The sequence below is a fragment of the Halioglobus maricola genome, assembly GCF_009388985.1.
Classification (GTDB): Bacteria; Pseudomonadota; Gammaproteobacteria; order Pseudomonadales; family Halieaceae; genus Halioglobus; species Halioglobus maricola.
Genome location: NZ_CP036422.1, coordinates 1,551,177 through 1,567,550, shown reverse-complemented (window position 1 = coordinate 1,567,550; position 16,374 = coordinate 1,551,177). Strand labels below are relative to the sequence as shown.

Below are 16,374 nucleotides of genomic sequence, written 5' to 3'. Positions count from 1 at the left end.
AGGAGTCTGTACCATGCGCATCGCACGACTGCACTTTGCACGCCTAACCCCAATTGCCACAGCATTGCTAACGCTGCACTTTGGCACCACCGCCGCTGCCCAGGACGAAGCCTCCGAGGGCAGCAAACGATACAGCTTGCAACTTGAAGAAGTACTCGTCACCGCCCAGAAGCGGGAAGAGAACTTTATGAGCGTGCCAGTGACGGTAAACGCGTTTACTGCTCAGGACATGGTCAATACCGGTGCCGATGACATTCGAGACATCGACACCTTTATGCCAGGGGTCGAGATCGGCAGCTCCTTCGGCTCGGGCTCCTCAACCCAGGCAGGCGTGACCGTACGCGGCGTGAGCAGCCCTAACATCAGCTCAGGCGGCGACCCGTCAGTGGCGACGTTCTACGACGGCACCTACATGCCGCGCGCCGCTACCTCGATTCCCTTCACTGACATCGCGCGCACGGAAGTACTGAAAGGCCCACAGGGAACCCTGTTTGGCCGCAACGCCACCGCCGGCGTCATCAATATCGTACCTAACAGACCCAATAATGAGTTTGAGGCCTTTGTGAAAACTCGCGTGGGCAACCACAATTTGCTGCGCCTGGAGGGCATGGTCAACACGCCGGTCAGTGACAATATGTACCTGCGTGCAAACGTGTTCAGCCATCAACGAGACGGTTTGACTGAACAGAAAGGTGTTGGCGACGACGTCAAAGACGAGGGCTACATTGCAGCACGTGGTGCTCTACTCTGGGACGTGACCGAAGACACTTCACTGCAACTAGCCGTGGACATCGAGGATCGTGACGAGGCCCCTTCGGTCATTATCGGTGTAGGCAAGTACGCTTATGAATCCAGCGATGACCCCTTCTCCGGTGAGACCGCTCACGACGTCATCGGCGGCGAGGAAACCCGCGAGATGTACGGCGTCTCCCTTAAGCTGGAAAGCCAACTCACGGATGAATGGTCTACCTTCGGCATTGTCAGTTACCGCGATTGGGACACGACCAACCTGCAGGAAGAAGATGGTACTGCACAACCCCGCCGCTATCTGGACACCAATAATCTCGAAGACTCCGACATCTTTTACACTGAACTACGCTTTCACTATGTGACCGATAAGTTGAACTTCATCACCGGCGGTAACTACAGCAAGGAAGACGTATTTCAGCGCACAGATATCGGATTGCTGGCGGATTCCTACATGCAGTTTGTCAGCCTGTTGCTACTGCCGGAAATTGGGATCGAACCAGACCAGGACACACATGCCTGGGATTTGTTCAGCGACCAGCCTGACGATTTTTGGCTGGGAATCTCTGAGCTCGCTGGCCTCGCGGTACTACCCCCGTCCTTCGCAGGTGAGCAGTTCTTCGAAACCATGGACAACACAGGTGATTTCGTAAACTGGGGTGTTTTCGCCGACGCCACCTACCAACTCACCGACACGCTTAGCATCGCCGCCGGTCTCCGCTACAGCTACGATGAGAAAGAGTACAGCTGGCAAACCTACGAATCCGACATTGACTGGCCCTATGCCCCCGAGCGTGTCGCCTATATCCCTTCAGAATCAGGAGCGCCTGCGGATGAGTGGTTCGACCCATTCAGCCTGAAAGATGACTGGAGCAAGACGACCGGCCGGCTGGTATTGGACTGGGCCTTCAGCGACTACGCCATGTTCTACGCCTCCGCCGCTACCGGTTACAAATCCGGCGGTTTTGACGGTCAATCGTTCTCCGCTTATGCAGCGGGCCCATTCGATCCGGAAGATATGACGAGTTTCGAAATGGGCCTCAAAGGTGATTTCTTCGATGAATCACTACGAGTGGAAGCCGCTGTGTTCTACCACGAGCTCGACGGCAAGCAGAACTCCAAATCCACCAAAGACAGCCCTGACGACCCCACCGCATCACCGACGGTGGTGACCAGTGACGAGGAAGCCGAGGGCATCGAGATCATCGTAACCTGGAGCATTACCGAGAATTTGAGAGTCGCCGGCCTCACCACCTACCGCGAAACAACCTCGATCGAAGATAAACACTTTAATGCGGCAGGCGAGCCCGCCGGGGGCGAGGCATTCACCGCCCGAACCAACAACGACTACACCCTGCGCCTGGACTGGACGCCAAACATACCCACCGGCTACCTTCTGGTACACATGAACTACGTCTTCAATGAGGACCCGTCCCAGTATGACCCGGACGAGGCGATCTTCGTCGACGGCCCGTGGTACTTCAACGATCGCAAGATGTTGAATGCTCGAGTCGCGTGGACCAATGAAAACGACAATATCGAAGTGGCACTGTGGGGGGACAACCTGCTGGATGAGGAGTACGCTTCAAACCCGGGAGGCCTGGCCGCTGACACCCTGGGGGCTACGCATACCAGCATCAGGGACACGATTACTTACGGCATTGATCTGCGCTACGCGTTCTAAATCACGACGCGGCGTATACCCTGTCGCGCCCCGCTGTCTTGGCCTGCTGGAGTGCAGTTTCGACCGCCTCCAGCAGTGTGTCCTTGCCCGTTTCTGCTTCTGGTGAAACCGACGCCACCCCCACACTGACAGTGAGCACGCCATAGGCGCATTCGTCGTGGGGCAGCCTCAATTTACGCACCTCTTCAGCCATGGCCTCGGCCACGAACTCCGCACCCTCGGTGTCGGTATTGGGCAACAGCGCCACCATCTTGTCCCCGCCGCATCTTGCCAACAAGTCAGTGGGGCGTTCGACAACACCGCGCATCGCTTGCGCTACTGCGTGCAGAGCTTTATCGCCCGCAGCGCGACCGTGGTGCTCGTTGAACCACTCGAAGCGGTCAAGGTCTATCTTCACGAGTGAAAGCGCGTGGCCGGTGCGTGCATGATCTGACCAGGCGTACCCAAGCCTCTCCTCAAACTCCCTGAGATTTGCCAGCCCGGTCAACTCGTCGATCCGCGCTTGTTCTCGCAAGAGCACATTGGCCGCTTCAAGCTCGGCAGAGAGCTTCTTTGCGCGCCGCTCCACTCGGGTCGCCCGCATTGCGAAAGCTATCGCCATAAGACAGGCGATGGCGCTTGTGATCAGGTAGAACAGCTCCATCACTTAAGGCTTCACTTCGCTACTGGGTATGAGGTGAAACGCTGTTTGCCGACCGTCCATGTAATCTACGATCTCGCCATCAAAGAACGCATCTTCTTCCAGCATAATACGCACGTCTCCTCCCCATTCCGCCACAGCACTCGTCGCACTTAATTCAATGGAGTAAGCGGTATCGGGAAACAGCGGGTAGTCGCCCTTAACCGGCACCCCTTGCTGTGCATCCCACATGCCGATAGTAGGCCCGGCGCCGTGGCCATGTAAGCCGAGAGGATGCGAGTAGATCAGAGGGTTAATGCCTCTCGCCAGAGCCTGCTTCCTGCTACGGGAGAGGACTTCGTTGCCAGTAAGGCCCAGCTTGAAATTCGCGGTGAGAATATCCTGTAACTGATTGCCGGCAACGAGCGCCTCCAACAGTCCGCGCGGCACTTCGCTTTCTCCCGGCTTGAGAACATAGGCATGCTGCTGCTGATCGGTATTGAGGCGCAGCCACGTGAGGCCGAAGTCAACGTGAATCAAGTCTCCAGGTAGAATCGTGCCCTGCAGGTTAAAACCTTCCTCGCCATTACGCTGGTAAGAGACGGAAGGATGAAACCAGTTCCCAAGACCCAGCGCCTGAGAGCGCTCGCGCAGCCACCAGCTAACATCGTCAGTGGTCGTCACTCCCGGGGTTATCACTTCGCTAGAGAACGCGCGAGCTATCAGTTGATGCCCGGTCTGAACCAATTGCGGATAGTAGGCCATCTCCGTCTTGCTGCGCGTCTCCAACCACGCAATCGCAAGGCGCTCGGCAGACACCAGCCGCGCACGCATAGTTGCCGGAAGTGCCTCCTGCAGTTTGCGATACTCGGTGCTGCTCATGCCGTCAGCAAGGGCGAAATTGTCGGAATGATTGACGGCGATCGTTTCAGGAGCGCGGGCGGTAATTAATTCTTCAAGAGCTCGCCATTGGTCTGGTTGCTCTGCCACATTCCAGGCGGGGGCAAATACTTTACCCACGGGGTAGCGGGCAACAGCGAGGTATTCGAGCGCAGCGCCCTCCCCGGGGTCATGCACGACCAGCATGGTATGACGCCGGGCCGACATCCAGGTGGCAGGGAGCAGAGTCTTGAGAATTGGGTCTTCATTGTACTCGCGCGACATGATCACCCACAGGTCAACGCCCTCTCTACGCATCAGTGAAGGCAAGACTTCCGTCAGGCGTTCATGGGTAATCCGATCGACCAGCTCTGCTTGAGCTTGAAGAGAAAGAACTTCGAGTGAGAGCGCACTCTGGCTGTAAAATAGACCCAGCAGCAGAATCTGGCGGAAGACCTTCGCTATAGTTTCTCTATACATAACAAGACTGTAGAGAATTATTGCCGGTGAGTCGATGAAATTGAAGCCACAGCTGGGTAATATCCAGATGATGGCTACTATTGGCTTCAATAGTGCTTTCGGGAATGATCGTGCCAGACCACGTCACTTTGGAATAATCAATGGAATTTACTTTTGCAGATGCCGTGGGCATGTCCGGTACACTCCTCGTGGTCCTGGCCTACTTTCTGCTGCAGCTGGAACGAATGGAAGCGAGCAGCCTGGGTTACAACGCATTGAACCTCGTAGGTGCAGTGTTACTACTGATCAGCTTGCTGGTAAACTTCAATTTGGCGAGCTTTGTGATTGAAATCTTTTGGATAGCAGCCTCAGTGATCGGGCTGTGGCGATGGTTTCAGCGCAGAAAAGCATCTGCCTAGTGTACAGAATTGTTAAACGGAGAAACTATGAAAAACACTCTTCTTGGACTATCACTTGCGGCGATCCTCCCCGCCTTTGCCTTTGCCAGCGCAGATGGGGTTTGGCGGACACAGCCGAATGCCGACAAAGCCTACCTGGAAGTTACCGTGGGCCCCTGTGAAAAGGACGGCAAGAAAACCTGTGGTGTTATCACCCGTGCAATCACAGCCGATGGCGAGAACCCCGACTATGAATACCTCGGCAAACTAATGATCATGGACATGACATCCAAAGATAAGAGCAGCTACAGCGGCGGTAAAATCTGGGACCCTGAACGCGACAAGGTGTTCAAGTCGAAGATGCTTCGCGAGGGCAATACCTTGGAGGTAGAGGGCTGCGTGGCGTTTATTTGCGACGGCCAGAGTTGGGAATTAGTGGAGTAGTGACTACTGCGCTCAGCAGGGCTGGCTCAACACATTGGCGCGATCGCGCGGACTGAACTGGCTGGCCTGGCAGATATTTTTACCCTTCTACCTGCGGGTTTTGACAGGCCTGCCTGAGTGAATAAATACCTGCTTCGATTTTGACATCACGACGCATGAATCCTGTGCGTCACTTCCACTGAATGGTATTGCGAAGCTCCAAATTCCTGTTGGTTTTGTGAGTCCCAACGGGAAAAACGAGAATATTTTTTTCGCTTCAAAGAGTGCGATCCCAACGATCGATGGTCTTTTGCAAGGCCTCCGGGTCTCGCAACTATTTGATGTAGCTTATGGTAACGACACTCGGCTATGTCCTCGCTGGAACTTACCAGTTGAATTCGCTCAGGACACCAGACTTATTCTTGCGCATGTCTTCCCGTAACAAGAGCATTCTCTCTATAGCGGCCTCTAACTCCGCTTTGGCCTGATCGCGCAGTTTAAACTGGCTTGCCTCGCTGATATTTTTACCCTTATACCTGCCGGTCTTAACAGGCTTGCCAAAATGGATGAACACCTGTTTCCATTTTGGCAACAAGGTCCCCATGAAGCCCCGCGGAATCGGTGGCAGTTCATCAGAATTCAGAAATTCTTCGGATGCTCCTGCTCTGCGAAGTAATTTTCCAAATACGGAGTCGCGCAGCTCGTCTCTGTCGAGATAGCGGTCATACCACTCATCCGGGCCGACAATCCCCATAGGCACTATGGGCACACCGTGTTTGGCAGCAAGGCGAACGAATCCTGTACGCTGCTTCCACTGAATGGTATAGCGAAGGTCCAAGTTCTTGTTGGCTTCGTATGCCCCACCGGGAAAAACGAGAATATCTTTTTTCGCTTCAAAGAGTGCGGATCCGACGTCCGGGTGCCCCATAACTGCACCATTTTTGATGGACCACTGACGGAGTCGTGGATTTTTGTAGAAGGCCCTGTCATTCATACCCCTGACCGCTCGGCCAGCCGCCTCTGCGAGTAGAGGTAAAGCTACGACGGTATCACCAGCCATCGTAGAATGGTTGGCTACAAACAGGGCTGGCTCACTTGGGATATTTTCTGTACCCGTGACCACGGGAGTCGAGAAGCGGCGGAGTCTTTTCAGCAATTGACGAGCGCTGCCCATCATCGCCTCCTCGTCAAGCGCCAGTGTGCTCTCAATAATTTCCTGGACCAGCTTATCTGCCCCGGAAGTGCTTGTATGTTCACGACTCTTCATCACGTGCCACCTATTTACTCGTGCTTTCTACGTTATCAACTAGATTACCTGATTCTAAAAGGCACCAACCGATTCTATGTTTACCGGCCCAAATCATAGCCCTGAACTAAAAGTAGCCTATTACATGCAAATAAAAAACGGCCAGCATCTTTCAATGCTGACCGTCGTAAAATTGCGGTGATTGTACCCTAGAAATTATAGCGGGCTTGAATCGCTACGGTTCTGGGCCGGTTAAGGCTTCCGAGAGAAGTACCGTACGTGGCCCCTAGAACAGGGAATGGGAAACCGAATACAAATTTCTGCTCATCCAACAGGTTTCTTGCCATGAGCGCCAGTTCCCATTGGGAATTTATTGGAGACAGAGCCACTCGCAGGTCCACCAGGACTAGAGATGGTGCTTCGTAGGTTTCCATGCCCTGGGTAAACTCCTCACCACTGTAGTTCACCAACGCATTGGTACGGAGTTCATAGTTGGAACCCAGGTCCATGCCGTGGTCAACGGACAAAGATGCTGTCCACTCCGGTGCTCCAGCGGGAGTGAAACCGGTATCAGTACGCTCAGCATCTGCGTAAGTGGCTGCCAATCCCATTGTGAGGTTAGCGGTGGCCGCCCACAAGCTCTCAAACTCGAACCCCTGTGTCTCGACAGGAATCGCTGACGACTGGAAGCCAGTTCCGACAAATTGTACGGACTGGAAGTTATCTATCTCCGTGTGGAACAGCGCAGCATTCAAGCGCAATTCTCCGTCGAGCAGTTCAGACTTGAACCCAAGCTCGACTGTCTCTGCCTCTTCAGTGTCAAAGGGGTCAGCGTCTGGCCCAGCAGAGGTACTGTAGCCACCGCTTTTACTACCCCGAGCCCAGGATGCATACACATTTCCGGAATCGAACTGATACTGCAAGTTGATTGAGCCGTCGATGTTATCTTCATCCCAGGGCAGATCAGTCGATTCAAATGGCGCAGACACGATCTCGTAAAAAGTGGCCGGCGCACCTGGTGGCAAAGCTGCTGGTGGTATGGGGAGAAAAACACCATTTTCCGGATCAAGACCAAAGTAGAATGAAGACTCATCCTCGTCATAGATGCTAGACCAGTTTTCAAGATCTTTGGTCTCATCTGTATAGCGAATACCAAGGGTCAGCCGCCAGCGGTCACCCAGTTGAAAAGCGCCATTGCCATACACGGACCATGTCTCAATATCTTGTTCATACTGCGAGGGACCCGATGCAGGCCCTGTCGCCGCGTATATACCTGGAGCGACGGGGACAGGTATGAAGACCCCAGTATCCATAAAATTGGTGTGTTGGTAAGACTCGAAGTGGTTTTCCATGTAGTAGAAGCCGGCCACATAATCCAGGACTTCGTCGAATGCGGTACCGTTCAGGCGAAACTCCTGACTGAACTGATCGAATTCAGTTTCCTTATACTGCTCGAGGTAGTCCAGGGTCGAAAAATCGGCGTCGAAAAAACGGGTATTGTCGTATTCGCTGTAGCCGGTCAAGGAAGTAAAATCAAGGGAATCATTGACGTCGTAGGCGAACTCCAGCACCGCACGGTGACCTTCCTGTTCATCAAAGTCTTTTCCGTCAGATGCATATGAAGTCCAGGTCTTACGCTTATTGTTCAAGCTTGTGTCAGTGTCACCGGTCAAACCTTCGTACCATCCGGTGGGGTCTTCTGACACCTCGAAGGACATGCCTGTTACATCCCTGTCGTCATAGGTATAGCTTGCATAGATAGTTGCCCTGTCTCCCGGGTTCCATAGGCCACTGATGCGGACGGAGTTTTGCTCGCGTTCGGGATCATCGCCACCTACTCTTTGGTTCTCGACAAACCCCTCTTCCTGCACCAGGTTGACTGCGAGGCGATAATTGCCGAAATCTGTTGCGATGTTGCCTGCTCCAGACAGGATCGTGCTACCGAGTTCGAAATCGTATTCTGCCTGGGCGAATCCCCCATTTTCATCCTCGGGTCGCTTCGACATGACCATTATGGCGCCCAGGCTGGTGTTCTTGCCCAATTGAGAGGTCTGGGTGCCCTTGATAACCTCAATACGGCCAACATCGAACAAGGCCGATTGCAGATCGCGGGTCTTTCCGGTCCATACACCATCGAGAAACAGGCCGACTGATTGCTCCATGTTTTCAGCGCCGACACCTGTCCCCAGCCCACGAATTTTTGGTGACGACAAACCCTGAGGTGCCGGAGAAATCTCCAGCCCTGGTACCGAATTGGCAAGGTCTGTTGCATTATTGATGGAGAACTGGTCCAGAGTTTCGCCACTCACGACTGCCACCGTAAGAGGTATTTCCTGGGCCGACTCCACGCGCTTTTGCGCCGTAACAATGATCTCTTCCAGGGCTTGCCCATAGGTCGGCGATGCGACCAACGCGAGGACAGCGACCAGGGGTGGGGACACCTTGTACGGTATTTTAAGATTGGTGATGCTCATGGGATCAGATCCCTCCATTTCAACGCTGATTATTGTTTATGTATTCTCGAACGGCTGCTAGCCAGCCCCTTCATCCTTATGACATATTGTAATACAATTTCCGATCCGTCAAGCTCCAGAATAGATTTTACTGACCAAAGCAAATATCAGGTCCAGGGATGTTCGGTCCGCATAATTCATTGAATGCCTATTCCCAGAATCCTTTCTCACTGGTGTCCTTGCGGGGTAATTCAGATCTACAGCGGCTTTCAAGGTACATAATGTTCACTAATAAAATTTCGTCTGTTGTGAGAGGGCTGGGCATTCTGGCTATTCTGCTCGCGCCCCTTCAGCTACAGGCAGCTCCAGCGGTGCGCCCCAATGTCCTGATCATCGTTGCTGACGACCTGGGCTTCACCGATATCGGGCCCTACGGCAGCGAAATTTCCACCCCGTCCCTGGACAGGCTGGCGGCGGAGGGCGTCAGCCTGAGCAATTTCCATACACTACCGACCTGCGCCCCCACCCGCTCAGTCCTGCTCACTGGACATGACAACCACAACGCCGGCATAGGCTCGCAACTGCCGACTGACAATCAACGGGTAAATCCCGGATACGAGGGTTTTTTATCCCCGGGCACACCCACCATCGCTGAGGTTCTGTCCGAAGCCGGGTATCACACCTATTTATCGGGCAAGTGGCATCTGGGAGTAGAGGAAGGGCAGCGCCCCCATGATCGCGGATTCCAAGAAACATTCAGCCTGCTAAGCGGTGCCGCCAGCCACTACGCAGATGCGTTCCCTATCTCACCCGATGAGCCTGTTTACTACACTCGCAACGGTACGCTGGTGGAAACACTTCCCGCAGATTTCTATTCCTCACATGCGTACGCTGACCATCTGCTGGCCTGGCTGGAGCAAGACCGCGGTTCGGAGCAGCCATTCTTTGCCTACCTGTCATTCACTGCTCCTCACGACCCACTGCATGCCCCGGAGGAATACATCGTCAAGTACAAGGGCGTATACGACGACGGCTACCAGGCGTTGCTGCAGCGTCGCTATGCTGCAGCAAAAGAGAAACGTGTCTTGCCCGACAACCTCGCTCTTGGAGAGTGGCCAGGCTATATAAAACCATGGGCATCGCTGCCGGGGGGTGAGCAAACTCTACGGCGTCGCGACATGGAGACCTATGCGGCAATGATTGACCTGATGGACGAGCAAATTGGCCGCGTCATCCAGTGGCTGGAAGACAACAGCCAACTGGACAATACCCTTGTCTTATTCTTCAGTGACAATGGCGCCAATCCTTTTCCAGCGACAATCTACGGCGGTCACACCCGCGAATATCACCAGCAGTTTAATAACAGCCTGGAAAATCGCGGCCTGCCTGGCTCGTTCACAGAGATAGGCGCCGGTTGGGCAGCCGCCGCTTCGGGTGGCTTCCGTCTGTTCAAAGGGTTTTCCACCGAAGGCGGCATTCGCACACCGGCTATCATCAAACCCCTGGGCGGAGGTGACGGTGCGGTTAATCACAGTTTCGTACATGTCAGTGACATCATGCCAACCATTCTGGAATTGGCAGGCGTCGCTTACCCTGCCGAGGTGGGTACAGAAACCCCGGACATGGCAGGAAAGTCCCGGTTGCGGCTATTTAACGGGGATACCACGCAGAACCACCAACCAGAGGGTGTCGGCTATGAACTGCACGGCACCCGCGCCTACTTCGACGGACCCTGGAAAATCCTGCAAATGCCAGCACCCTTGAGCAGTGGAAAATGGGAGCTGTATAATCTCATCGACGATCCGGCCGAGCGAATCAATCTCGCTGCTGAACAGCCGCAAGTGCTTGCACGCATGATCGCAGAGCACGAGGCCTACGAAAAAGAAGTCGGCGTAATTTATGAACTGGTCGGTTCGCTGCTTACAGTTGCACGAATAGTAATACTCGCGCTTGCCGGTCTATTCGTGCTGGCGCTGCCAGGCCTGGTGTCAGGCTTGCGGAACAAGAACGCCGCGCTCATATCTCTCGCCGTTGCGCAACTTGTAGGCGCGACCTGCATTGTGCTCGGCATGTCAACCGCTGGACTGGCTTTGCTGGCAATTAGTGTCGCGGGCATGCTCTGGCACTCTTTCAGCAACCGCAAATGGCTGGCGCTAGCCATACCGGTCGTGACCGCTCTGCTAGCCCTGGGCCACGAGTTCCTGACCTCGGGTCGCGCAGTGAGGATGCTGCTGGGCTGAACAGCTAACCCGTCAATTGTCGAAAGTGTCGATATCGAATTGTGAGTTCAGGTACATTTGTCGACCAGCCAGGATGCCAAACCCAAAGAATGGAAATAGAACGATGATCCCAACGAAGCGAATTGCACTAACCCTGCCCTCTCCAGACGGCACCGTGGCGGGTTCAATCGCCGCAGCCCGGCAAGCAGAAGCACTGGGCTACCAGGACATCTGGCTGGCAGATGCAGGTGGGCTGGACGCGTTAACGCTCGCCCCGTTACTGCTGGAGCACACTGAAAAGCTGCGCATCGGGATCGCGGTTATCCCAATATTCACGCGCACACCTGCGGTACTGGCATCGACATTCTCCGTTCTGGAACAGGCTTATCCCGGGCGCTTCATTCCAGGCCTGGGTACGTCCAGTCATGCAATTATCGAGGGTTGGCATGGTCTTCCATTCGAAAAACCGGTCACTCGGACCCGGGAAATCATGGCCTTGCTAAGAACGATAATGGCGGGTGAAAAAACGGCGTTCAGCGGAGACACACTGCGCAGCCACGGTTACCGACAGGGAGTAACCGAAACACCTATCTATCTCGCGGCACTGCGCCCTCGAATGCTTGAAACTGCCGCCGAAATCGGCGACGGCGTAATTCTCAACTTATACCCGCGCAGTGCACTGCCGAAGATTCTTGGCCATATTCGCGACGGCGCTGAGCGAGCAGCTAAAAACCCCGATTCCGTGGAAGTTGTCAGCCGGCAAATGACCGTGGTGACCGACGATAAAACAAGTGCGAGAGCCGCTTTCAGGGCCGCATTCAGCGCCTATTATTCGACACCCGTTTACAACAAATTTCTCGCCTGGTGTGGGTTTGAAGACGCTGCCAGAGAGATTCGTGAAGGCTGGGCAAGCAAAGACCGCGAGCGCACCGCTGCGGCCTTATCGGATGAGTTGGTGGATGACATCGCATTCATCGGTTCCGCAAGTGAATGCCAGGAACAGATTCGATGGTGTGCTGATAGCGGCGTACACACGCAGATTATTTCCTGCATTCAGCCCACATCGGAGATTTACACGGCCACGTTGCAGGCGTTTGGCGCGGAGCAGTTCACTTTATAGGACCGCCCTGCTCTGTCTGAGTCCACGGCGCACGCCGAACTCACTGCACGCTATAAGCTGACCGCGTGCCATTGCTCGGAAATTCCGTAGCCCGTTTTGTCGCCCCACTGGTAGCGAGCCAGCCCTTCATTGATAAATATCGCGCCGCCGGGCGCTGGCACCTTCGTGGGGCACATATTGACCATCTCGCCTGTTACGCGGATATCTTCCCCCTCCTCTGTCTTGGCCGTGATCACAACACTCTCCTGAAGAATGGAGTCGGGTTTGTAGCAGGTCTCAACCTGAATATCGCGGAGTTCAATTTTCTTATCCTGCCGCAGCAGCCAACTACCTACGGTTTTCCAGCTTCCATCTTCCTGACGCAAAGCACTGCCGCCCAGCGCAAGCTCCGGGCCAAAGTTCATCGAAAACCAGTGGACATGAGGGTGAGCGGCGGCCCCTGCTCCATCTTTAGACGCCCCACCGGTGCTTTGGCCCATGCTCCAGTCCCTGGGGCCCCAGGATTTGTCGCGCACCCCCAGGCCCTCTACAGCCCACTGCTCATCACCGAGCTTTACCGTTCCCGAAACCTTTCCGGATTGCTCAAAATGGCCTGCCACATCAGTCATCAGGAAGTGAGGCGAGGACAGGCACTCGAATGCCAGCGACATATCCAGATGTGCCGGGGTAAACCAATTATCCGGCCGCTGCTTGCTGCGCTGAAGCAGTATTTCACCGTTGGGGATGTCCTGTGCCTCCCCGACGTAGTCGATCAGCCATCGTTCGTGTGGAGTCACACATTTCAGTGAGAGATTACCCACAGTCAGGTCACCGTCGTATTGACGGAGATCACCGTCAATTTCCCGCCTGCCATAGGTGAACAGGACTCTGGATCCAGGCAGGTACAGCACGTGCAGCGCATCTGCCCAACCACTGCCTGGGCGCCACCCCATGCGGGTAAACATGCCCACCTGGGTCTCTGGGTCGTAGAAATTGAAATAGTAGCTTTCGCTCCAGTGAGGAGCGTCGCCGACTGGATGCATTCCTTCATGTGTACTCATTGGCTTTATCCCAGTGGAGTGGTGCCCCCAACGCTGTCGATTAGTATTTCAGGTGAGGGGGTGAACCTATTAACTTTATGTAATACAATATGACACATAGTATACACCCATACTCAAGAAACGAGCAAACATGAACATACTGACCAGCAATCAACTCAAGCGCTCTTTGAAAAGTGCCGAAAGTTTCGAAGAGTGGCAGTCCGCTGCCGAGGCTTACGATGCGTATCACAAAGCTGACAAATGGCGGCGCACCGATGTCAGTAGCCAGTTTGACTACGTTTCCATCCGTGGGCGGCTTGATCGCCTCCGCAGCCTTAAATCCAGGCATGACATTCGAGGCCTACTGTTTACGCTGAACGAGGGTATTCACGGCAATATGGGCGGCATGGGTCGCGCTGGCCTCTATGAAAAGGCCAAGACTGGCACTAAACACCTGATCGAGGATTACATCGACGAGATTTTGCATTCACTGGAGTTGATCGCCGAAGACGACAGTGGGGACATCGCCCCGGAAGAGAAATACCAGTTTTTCAAGCGTGCCAGCCACTGCGTCGGGCACTCTGCCTTGATGTTGAGCGGCTCGGGCTCATTACTGTTTTTTCACATGGGCGTGGCGAAGGCTCTGGTCGAAGCAGAACTTCTTCCTGACGTCATCTCCGGTTCCAGCGGCGGCGCGATTGTAGCAAGCATGCTTTGCACTCACACCAATGCAGAACTGAAGAAAATGCTCCAATTAGACTACATGATCGGTACCCTCGACCCCGATACGCCGAAAAGCGGCGTTACGGATACTGCAGATCTGGAGGCCGGTATTGCCAGGATTGTGCCTGATATGACGTTTGAGCAGTCGTTTGCCAAAACCGGCCGGGCTGCCAACGTACCCATCGCCGCAGCGGAGACACATCAAACATCCAGGTTGTTAAACGCCACCACTTCTCCCAGCGTGCTGATGCGTAGCGCAGTGATGGCCTCTACTGCTGTTCCAGGAATTTTTCCTCCGGTGACGCTGAAGGCAGTGGATGACCACGGACATCAGGTAAACTACCTTCCTTCCAGACGGTGGGTTGACGGCTCTGTCAGCGACGATTTACCCGCTAAACGCCTCGCTCGCCTGTATGGAGTGAATCACTACATTGTCAGCCAAACCAATCAGCTTGCTTTGCCCTTTGTCGCAGCTGCCACTCGCAAGCCCACCAATGCCAGAATTTTACGCGCCGCCGCCCGTCGATCGGCAAGAGAATGGATCAACGCAGTCACGTTAATACTCGATCGGGTAGACAAAGAGAATGGCAGAATGACGCAAGCGACAAGCGCTGTTCGATCGTTAATCAACCAGAACTACGCGGGTGATATCAATATTCTGCCCGACTATACCTTCGTGAATCCAAGAACGTTACTGGCAACACCAAGTGAAAAACAAGTCACTAAACTTATTTCCTCGGGCGAGCGTTGCACCTGGCCAAAGTTGGGGATGATTCGCAACCAGACAAAGATAAGCCGAAAACTGAAGCAAATTCTGGACTCCTACGAGGGGACGCATCTACCAGCTAGCGCTAGCTAGCGGGCGTTCGAGAACCGGCGTTTTCCACCCACACGGTTATCCCCGCCGACGCGGGGGTTACGAAGACCTGGGTTTGCGCTTTTTCTTAGGCTTGGTAGCTTTTGGCTTGGCTAATGCGTCGGCGGCATCAATATGCTCCCGCAAGGAGCGATTGATACACTGGTGATAAAATTCCGGGTCATCCATCATTTCCCGGCATGAAACAAACGTTAATGAAACATAGCCGTTATAGCTGGTCACGGTATGAAACAAGCCCTGACCATCCATGAGGCAACCAAGCCCCATAGACAAAGACACTTTGGCGCCACAGAAATACAGTGGAAACTGGGGGCCGGGGACGTTGGTAACCGTGGTATGCGGCATCGGAGCTTTCGACTGCAAACCAGTATCAGCCGCCACTCTCATCCCAAGAGACATTAGACTCGTGGGAATCGAATCCATTACTGTGGAAATGCGTTCAATACCAATCGCCTGCGCGTAGGTCTTGGATCTGACAGCATCCTCGTTGATTGCTTTAATACGCTCCATAGGGTCAGCAATATCAGTACGCAGACTTACATTCATCACGGAAGCTTCATTGCCCCCTTCTGCGTTAATATTATCCTTGGTTCGCGTACTTACCGGCACAATGGCCACCAGCGAACTGTTCGGCAAGTCTCCCTTTTCACTGAGATAATGCCTCATTGTGCCGCTTACAATACTCAGCAGCACGTCGTTCAACGTGCAACTGCCAGCTACATTTTTAACGGCTTTCAGCTGGTCTAACTCCATGCGCAAACCACCGAATACACGGTGCGGACTGATATTACCGTTAAACAGTGTCCGTTCCTTCAAGTCGTGATCCGATTCAGAATTATTGAGCAGCTCACGCACTTCTTCGCTGCGAGACTTAACGGCATGCACGACTATCGCACGCATCTGACGAGGCGTCTTAAACAGTTTGAGATAGGCTTTACCCAGTTTGCTTAAGTGACCAGGTTCGCTTTCCGGCCTCCAATCGTCTGTGGTTTTGGGCAGCACAGGCTTTGGCTCAATATCATGCAGCGCCTCACCCATTTGAGAGCCTGTAGCTCCATCGATTGCGGCGTGATGCGTCTTGCTGAATACAGCCCAGCTGCCGCTGGGCAGTCCATTAATGTTGTTGAGCCCCTCGATAACATAAGCCTCCCAGGGTGGTCTGCCGAGATCCAGGGGCAGGCTATGCAGTCGGGCAATCAATATACACAATTGACGCCAGTTGCCCGGCGACGGCAAGGCAATGTGGCGAACGTGATACTCCAGATCGAAATCCTCGTCCTCTATCCAGTAGGGGGTGTCAAGATCAAAGACCACCCTGGACAGTTTGCGGCGGAAGACCGGTGACCTGTCTAATCTTTCTTCATATCGCTGCAAAACGTCTTTGAACCTGACGGGTTTCTCGCCTTTCGCCGGGGGTTCATAGATGGAAACACCCGAAATGTGTAACGGAGTTCTGGAGGACTCGTTGTATACAAATATAGAGTCCAAGGCACTTAGCTGTTTCATTA

The 16,374-nt window shown here is 54.1% G+C and carries 12 protein-coding genes; 6 read left to right on the top strand and 6 right to left on the bottom strand.

Annotated elements, in window-relative coordinates; all coding sequences use genetic code 11:
* Window positions 1-13: 13 nt before the first annotated feature.
* Window positions 14-2,431 (top strand): TonB-dependent receptor, encoded by a 2,418-nt coding sequence (locus EY643_RS07060; protein WP_152661537.1) that lies wholly within the window; start codon window positions 14-16, stop codon window positions 2,429-2,431.
* Between the two features lies 1 nt (window position 2,432).
* Here the strand turns inward: EY643_RS07060 and EY643_RS07055 are convergent, their stop codons facing one another.
* Together EY643_RS07055 and EY643_RS07050 are read right to left on the bottom strand one after the other, a co-directional pair.
* Window positions 2,433-3,074 carry a GGDEF domain-containing protein gene (locus tag EY643_RS07055; RefSeq protein WP_240732892.1) on the bottom strand — a complete coding sequence of 214 codons (642 nt, stop codon included), beginning with the start codon at window positions 3,072-3,074 and terminating at the stop codon, window positions 2,433-2,435.
* 3 nt (window positions 3,075-3,077) lie between these two features.
* Window positions 3,078-4,409 (bottom strand): M24 family metallopeptidase, encoded by a 1,332-nt coding sequence (locus tag EY643_RS07050; RefSeq protein ID WP_152661535.1) that lies wholly within the window; start codon window positions 4,407-4,409, stop codon window positions 3,078-3,080.
* 140 nt (window positions 4,410-4,549) lie between these two features.
* On the opposite strand from EY643_RS07050, the gene EY643_RS07045 reads away from it, so the two are divergent.
* Together EY643_RS07045 and EY643_RS07040 are read left to right on the top strand one after the other, a co-directional pair.
* Window positions 4,550-4,807: a CBU_0592 family membrane protein gene (locus tag EY643_RS07045; protein WP_152661534.1), complete on the top strand. Its 258-nt coding sequence runs from the start codon at window positions 4,550-4,552 to the stop codon at window positions 4,805-4,807.
* Between the two features lie 27 nt (window positions 4,808-4,834).
* Complete coding sequence (locus tag EY643_RS07040) at window positions 4,835-5,230, top strand: DUF2147 domain-containing protein (protein ID WP_152661533.1); 396 nt, start codon at window positions 4,835-4,837, stop codon at window positions 5,228-5,230.
* A 364-nt stretch (window positions 5,231-5,594) separates the two neighbouring features.
* Here EY643_RS07040 and EY643_RS07035 read toward each other — a convergent pair whose 3' ends face one another.
* Window positions 5,595-6,476 (bottom strand): lysophospholipid acyltransferase family protein, encoded by an 882-nt coding sequence (locus tag EY643_RS07035; RefSeq protein ID WP_152661532.1) that lies wholly within the window; start codon window positions 6,474-6,476, stop codon window positions 5,595-5,597.
* 188 nt (window positions 6,477-6,664) lie between these two features.
* A complete protein-coding gene (locus tag EY643_RS07030; protein ID WP_170287313.1) occupies window positions 6,665-8,929 on the bottom strand; it encodes a TonB-dependent receptor in 2,265 nt (754 codons plus the stop codon).
* 260 nt (window positions 8,930-9,189) lie between these two features.
* On the opposite strand from EY643_RS07030, the gene EY643_RS07025 reads away from it, so the two are divergent.
* Complete coding sequence (locus EY643_RS07025) at window positions 9,190-11,148, top strand: arylsulfatase (protein WP_170287312.1); 1,959 nt, start codon at window positions 9,190-9,192, stop codon at window positions 11,146-11,148.
* Between the two features lie 103 nt (window positions 11,149-11,251).
* Window positions 11,252-12,247 (top strand): LLM class flavin-dependent oxidoreductase, encoded by a 996-nt coding sequence (locus EY643_RS07020; RefSeq protein ID WP_170287311.1) that lies wholly within the window; start codon window positions 11,252-11,254, stop codon window positions 12,245-12,247.
* 50 nt (window positions 12,248-12,297) lie between these two features.
* Here the strand turns inward: EY643_RS07020 and EY643_RS07015 are convergent, their stop codons facing one another.
* Window positions 12,298-13,287, bottom strand: coding sequence for a DUF7064 domain-containing protein (locus EY643_RS07015; protein ID WP_152661528.1), 990 nt, complete (start codon window positions 13,285-13,287; stop codon window positions 12,298-12,300).
* Window positions 13,288-13,417: 130 nt separating this feature from the next.
* Between EY643_RS07015 and EY643_RS07010 the strand changes: the two genes are divergently transcribed.
* Window positions 13,418-14,848 (top strand): DUF3336 domain-containing protein, encoded by a 1,431-nt coding sequence (locus EY643_RS07010; protein ID WP_152661527.1) that lies wholly within the window; start codon window positions 13,418-13,420, stop codon window positions 14,846-14,848.
* 57 nt (window positions 14,849-14,905) lie between these two features.
* Here EY643_RS07010 and EY643_RS07005 read toward each other — a convergent pair whose 3' ends face one another.
* Window positions 14,906-16,372 (bottom strand): WS/DGAT/MGAT family O-acyltransferase, encoded by a 1,467-nt coding sequence (locus EY643_RS07005; RefSeq protein WP_152661526.1) that lies wholly within the window; start codon window positions 16,370-16,372, stop codon window positions 14,906-14,908.
* Between the last annotated feature and the right edge of the window lie 2 nt (window positions 16,373-16,374).

Bases quoted from the DNA above. Each gene is read 5' to 3' on its own strand.
- EY643_RS07060 (WP_152661537.1), top strand. From the start codon at position 14: ATGCGCATCGCACGACTGCACTTTGCACGCCTAACCCCAATTGCCACA.
- EY643_RS07055 (WP_240732892.1), bottom strand. From the start codon at position 3,074: ATGGAGCTGTTCTACCTGATCACAAGCGCCATCGCCTGTCTTATGGCG.
- EY643_RS07050 (WP_152661535.1), bottom strand. From the start codon at position 4,409: ATGTATAGAGAAACTATAGCGAAGGTCTTCCGCCAGATTCTGCTGCTG.
- EY643_RS07045 (WP_152661534.1), top strand. From the start codon at position 4,550: ATGGAATTTACTTTTGCAGATGCCGTGGGCATGTCCGGTACACTCCTC.
- EY643_RS07040 (WP_152661533.1), top strand. From the start codon at position 4,835: ATGAAAAACACTCTTCTTGGACTATCACTTGCGGCGATCCTCCCCGCC.
- EY643_RS07035 (WP_152661532.1), bottom strand. From the start codon at position 6,476: ATGAAGAGTCGTGAACATACAAGCACTTCCGGGGCAGATAAGCTGGTC.
- EY643_RS07030 (WP_170287313.1), bottom strand. From the start codon at position 8,929: ATGAGCATCACCAATCTTAAAATACCGTACAAGGTGTCCCCACCCCTG.
- EY643_RS07025 (WP_170287312.1), top strand. From the start codon at position 9,190: ATGTTCACTAATAAAATTTCGTCTGTTGTGAGAGGGCTGGGCATTCTG.
- EY643_RS07020 (WP_170287311.1), top strand. From the start codon at position 11,252: ATGATCCCAACGAAGCGAATTGCACTAACCCTGCCCTCTCCAGACGGC.
- EY643_RS07015 (WP_152661528.1), bottom strand. From the start codon at position 13,287: ATGAGTACACATGAAGGAATGCATCCAGTCGGCGACGCTCCTCACTGG.
- EY643_RS07010 (WP_152661527.1), top strand. From the start codon at position 13,418: ATGAACATACTGACCAGCAATCAACTCAAGCGCTCTTTGAAAAGTGCC.
- EY643_RS07005 (WP_152661526.1), bottom strand. From the start codon at position 16,372: ATGAAACAGCTAAGTGCCTTGGACTCTATATTTGTATACAACGAGTCC.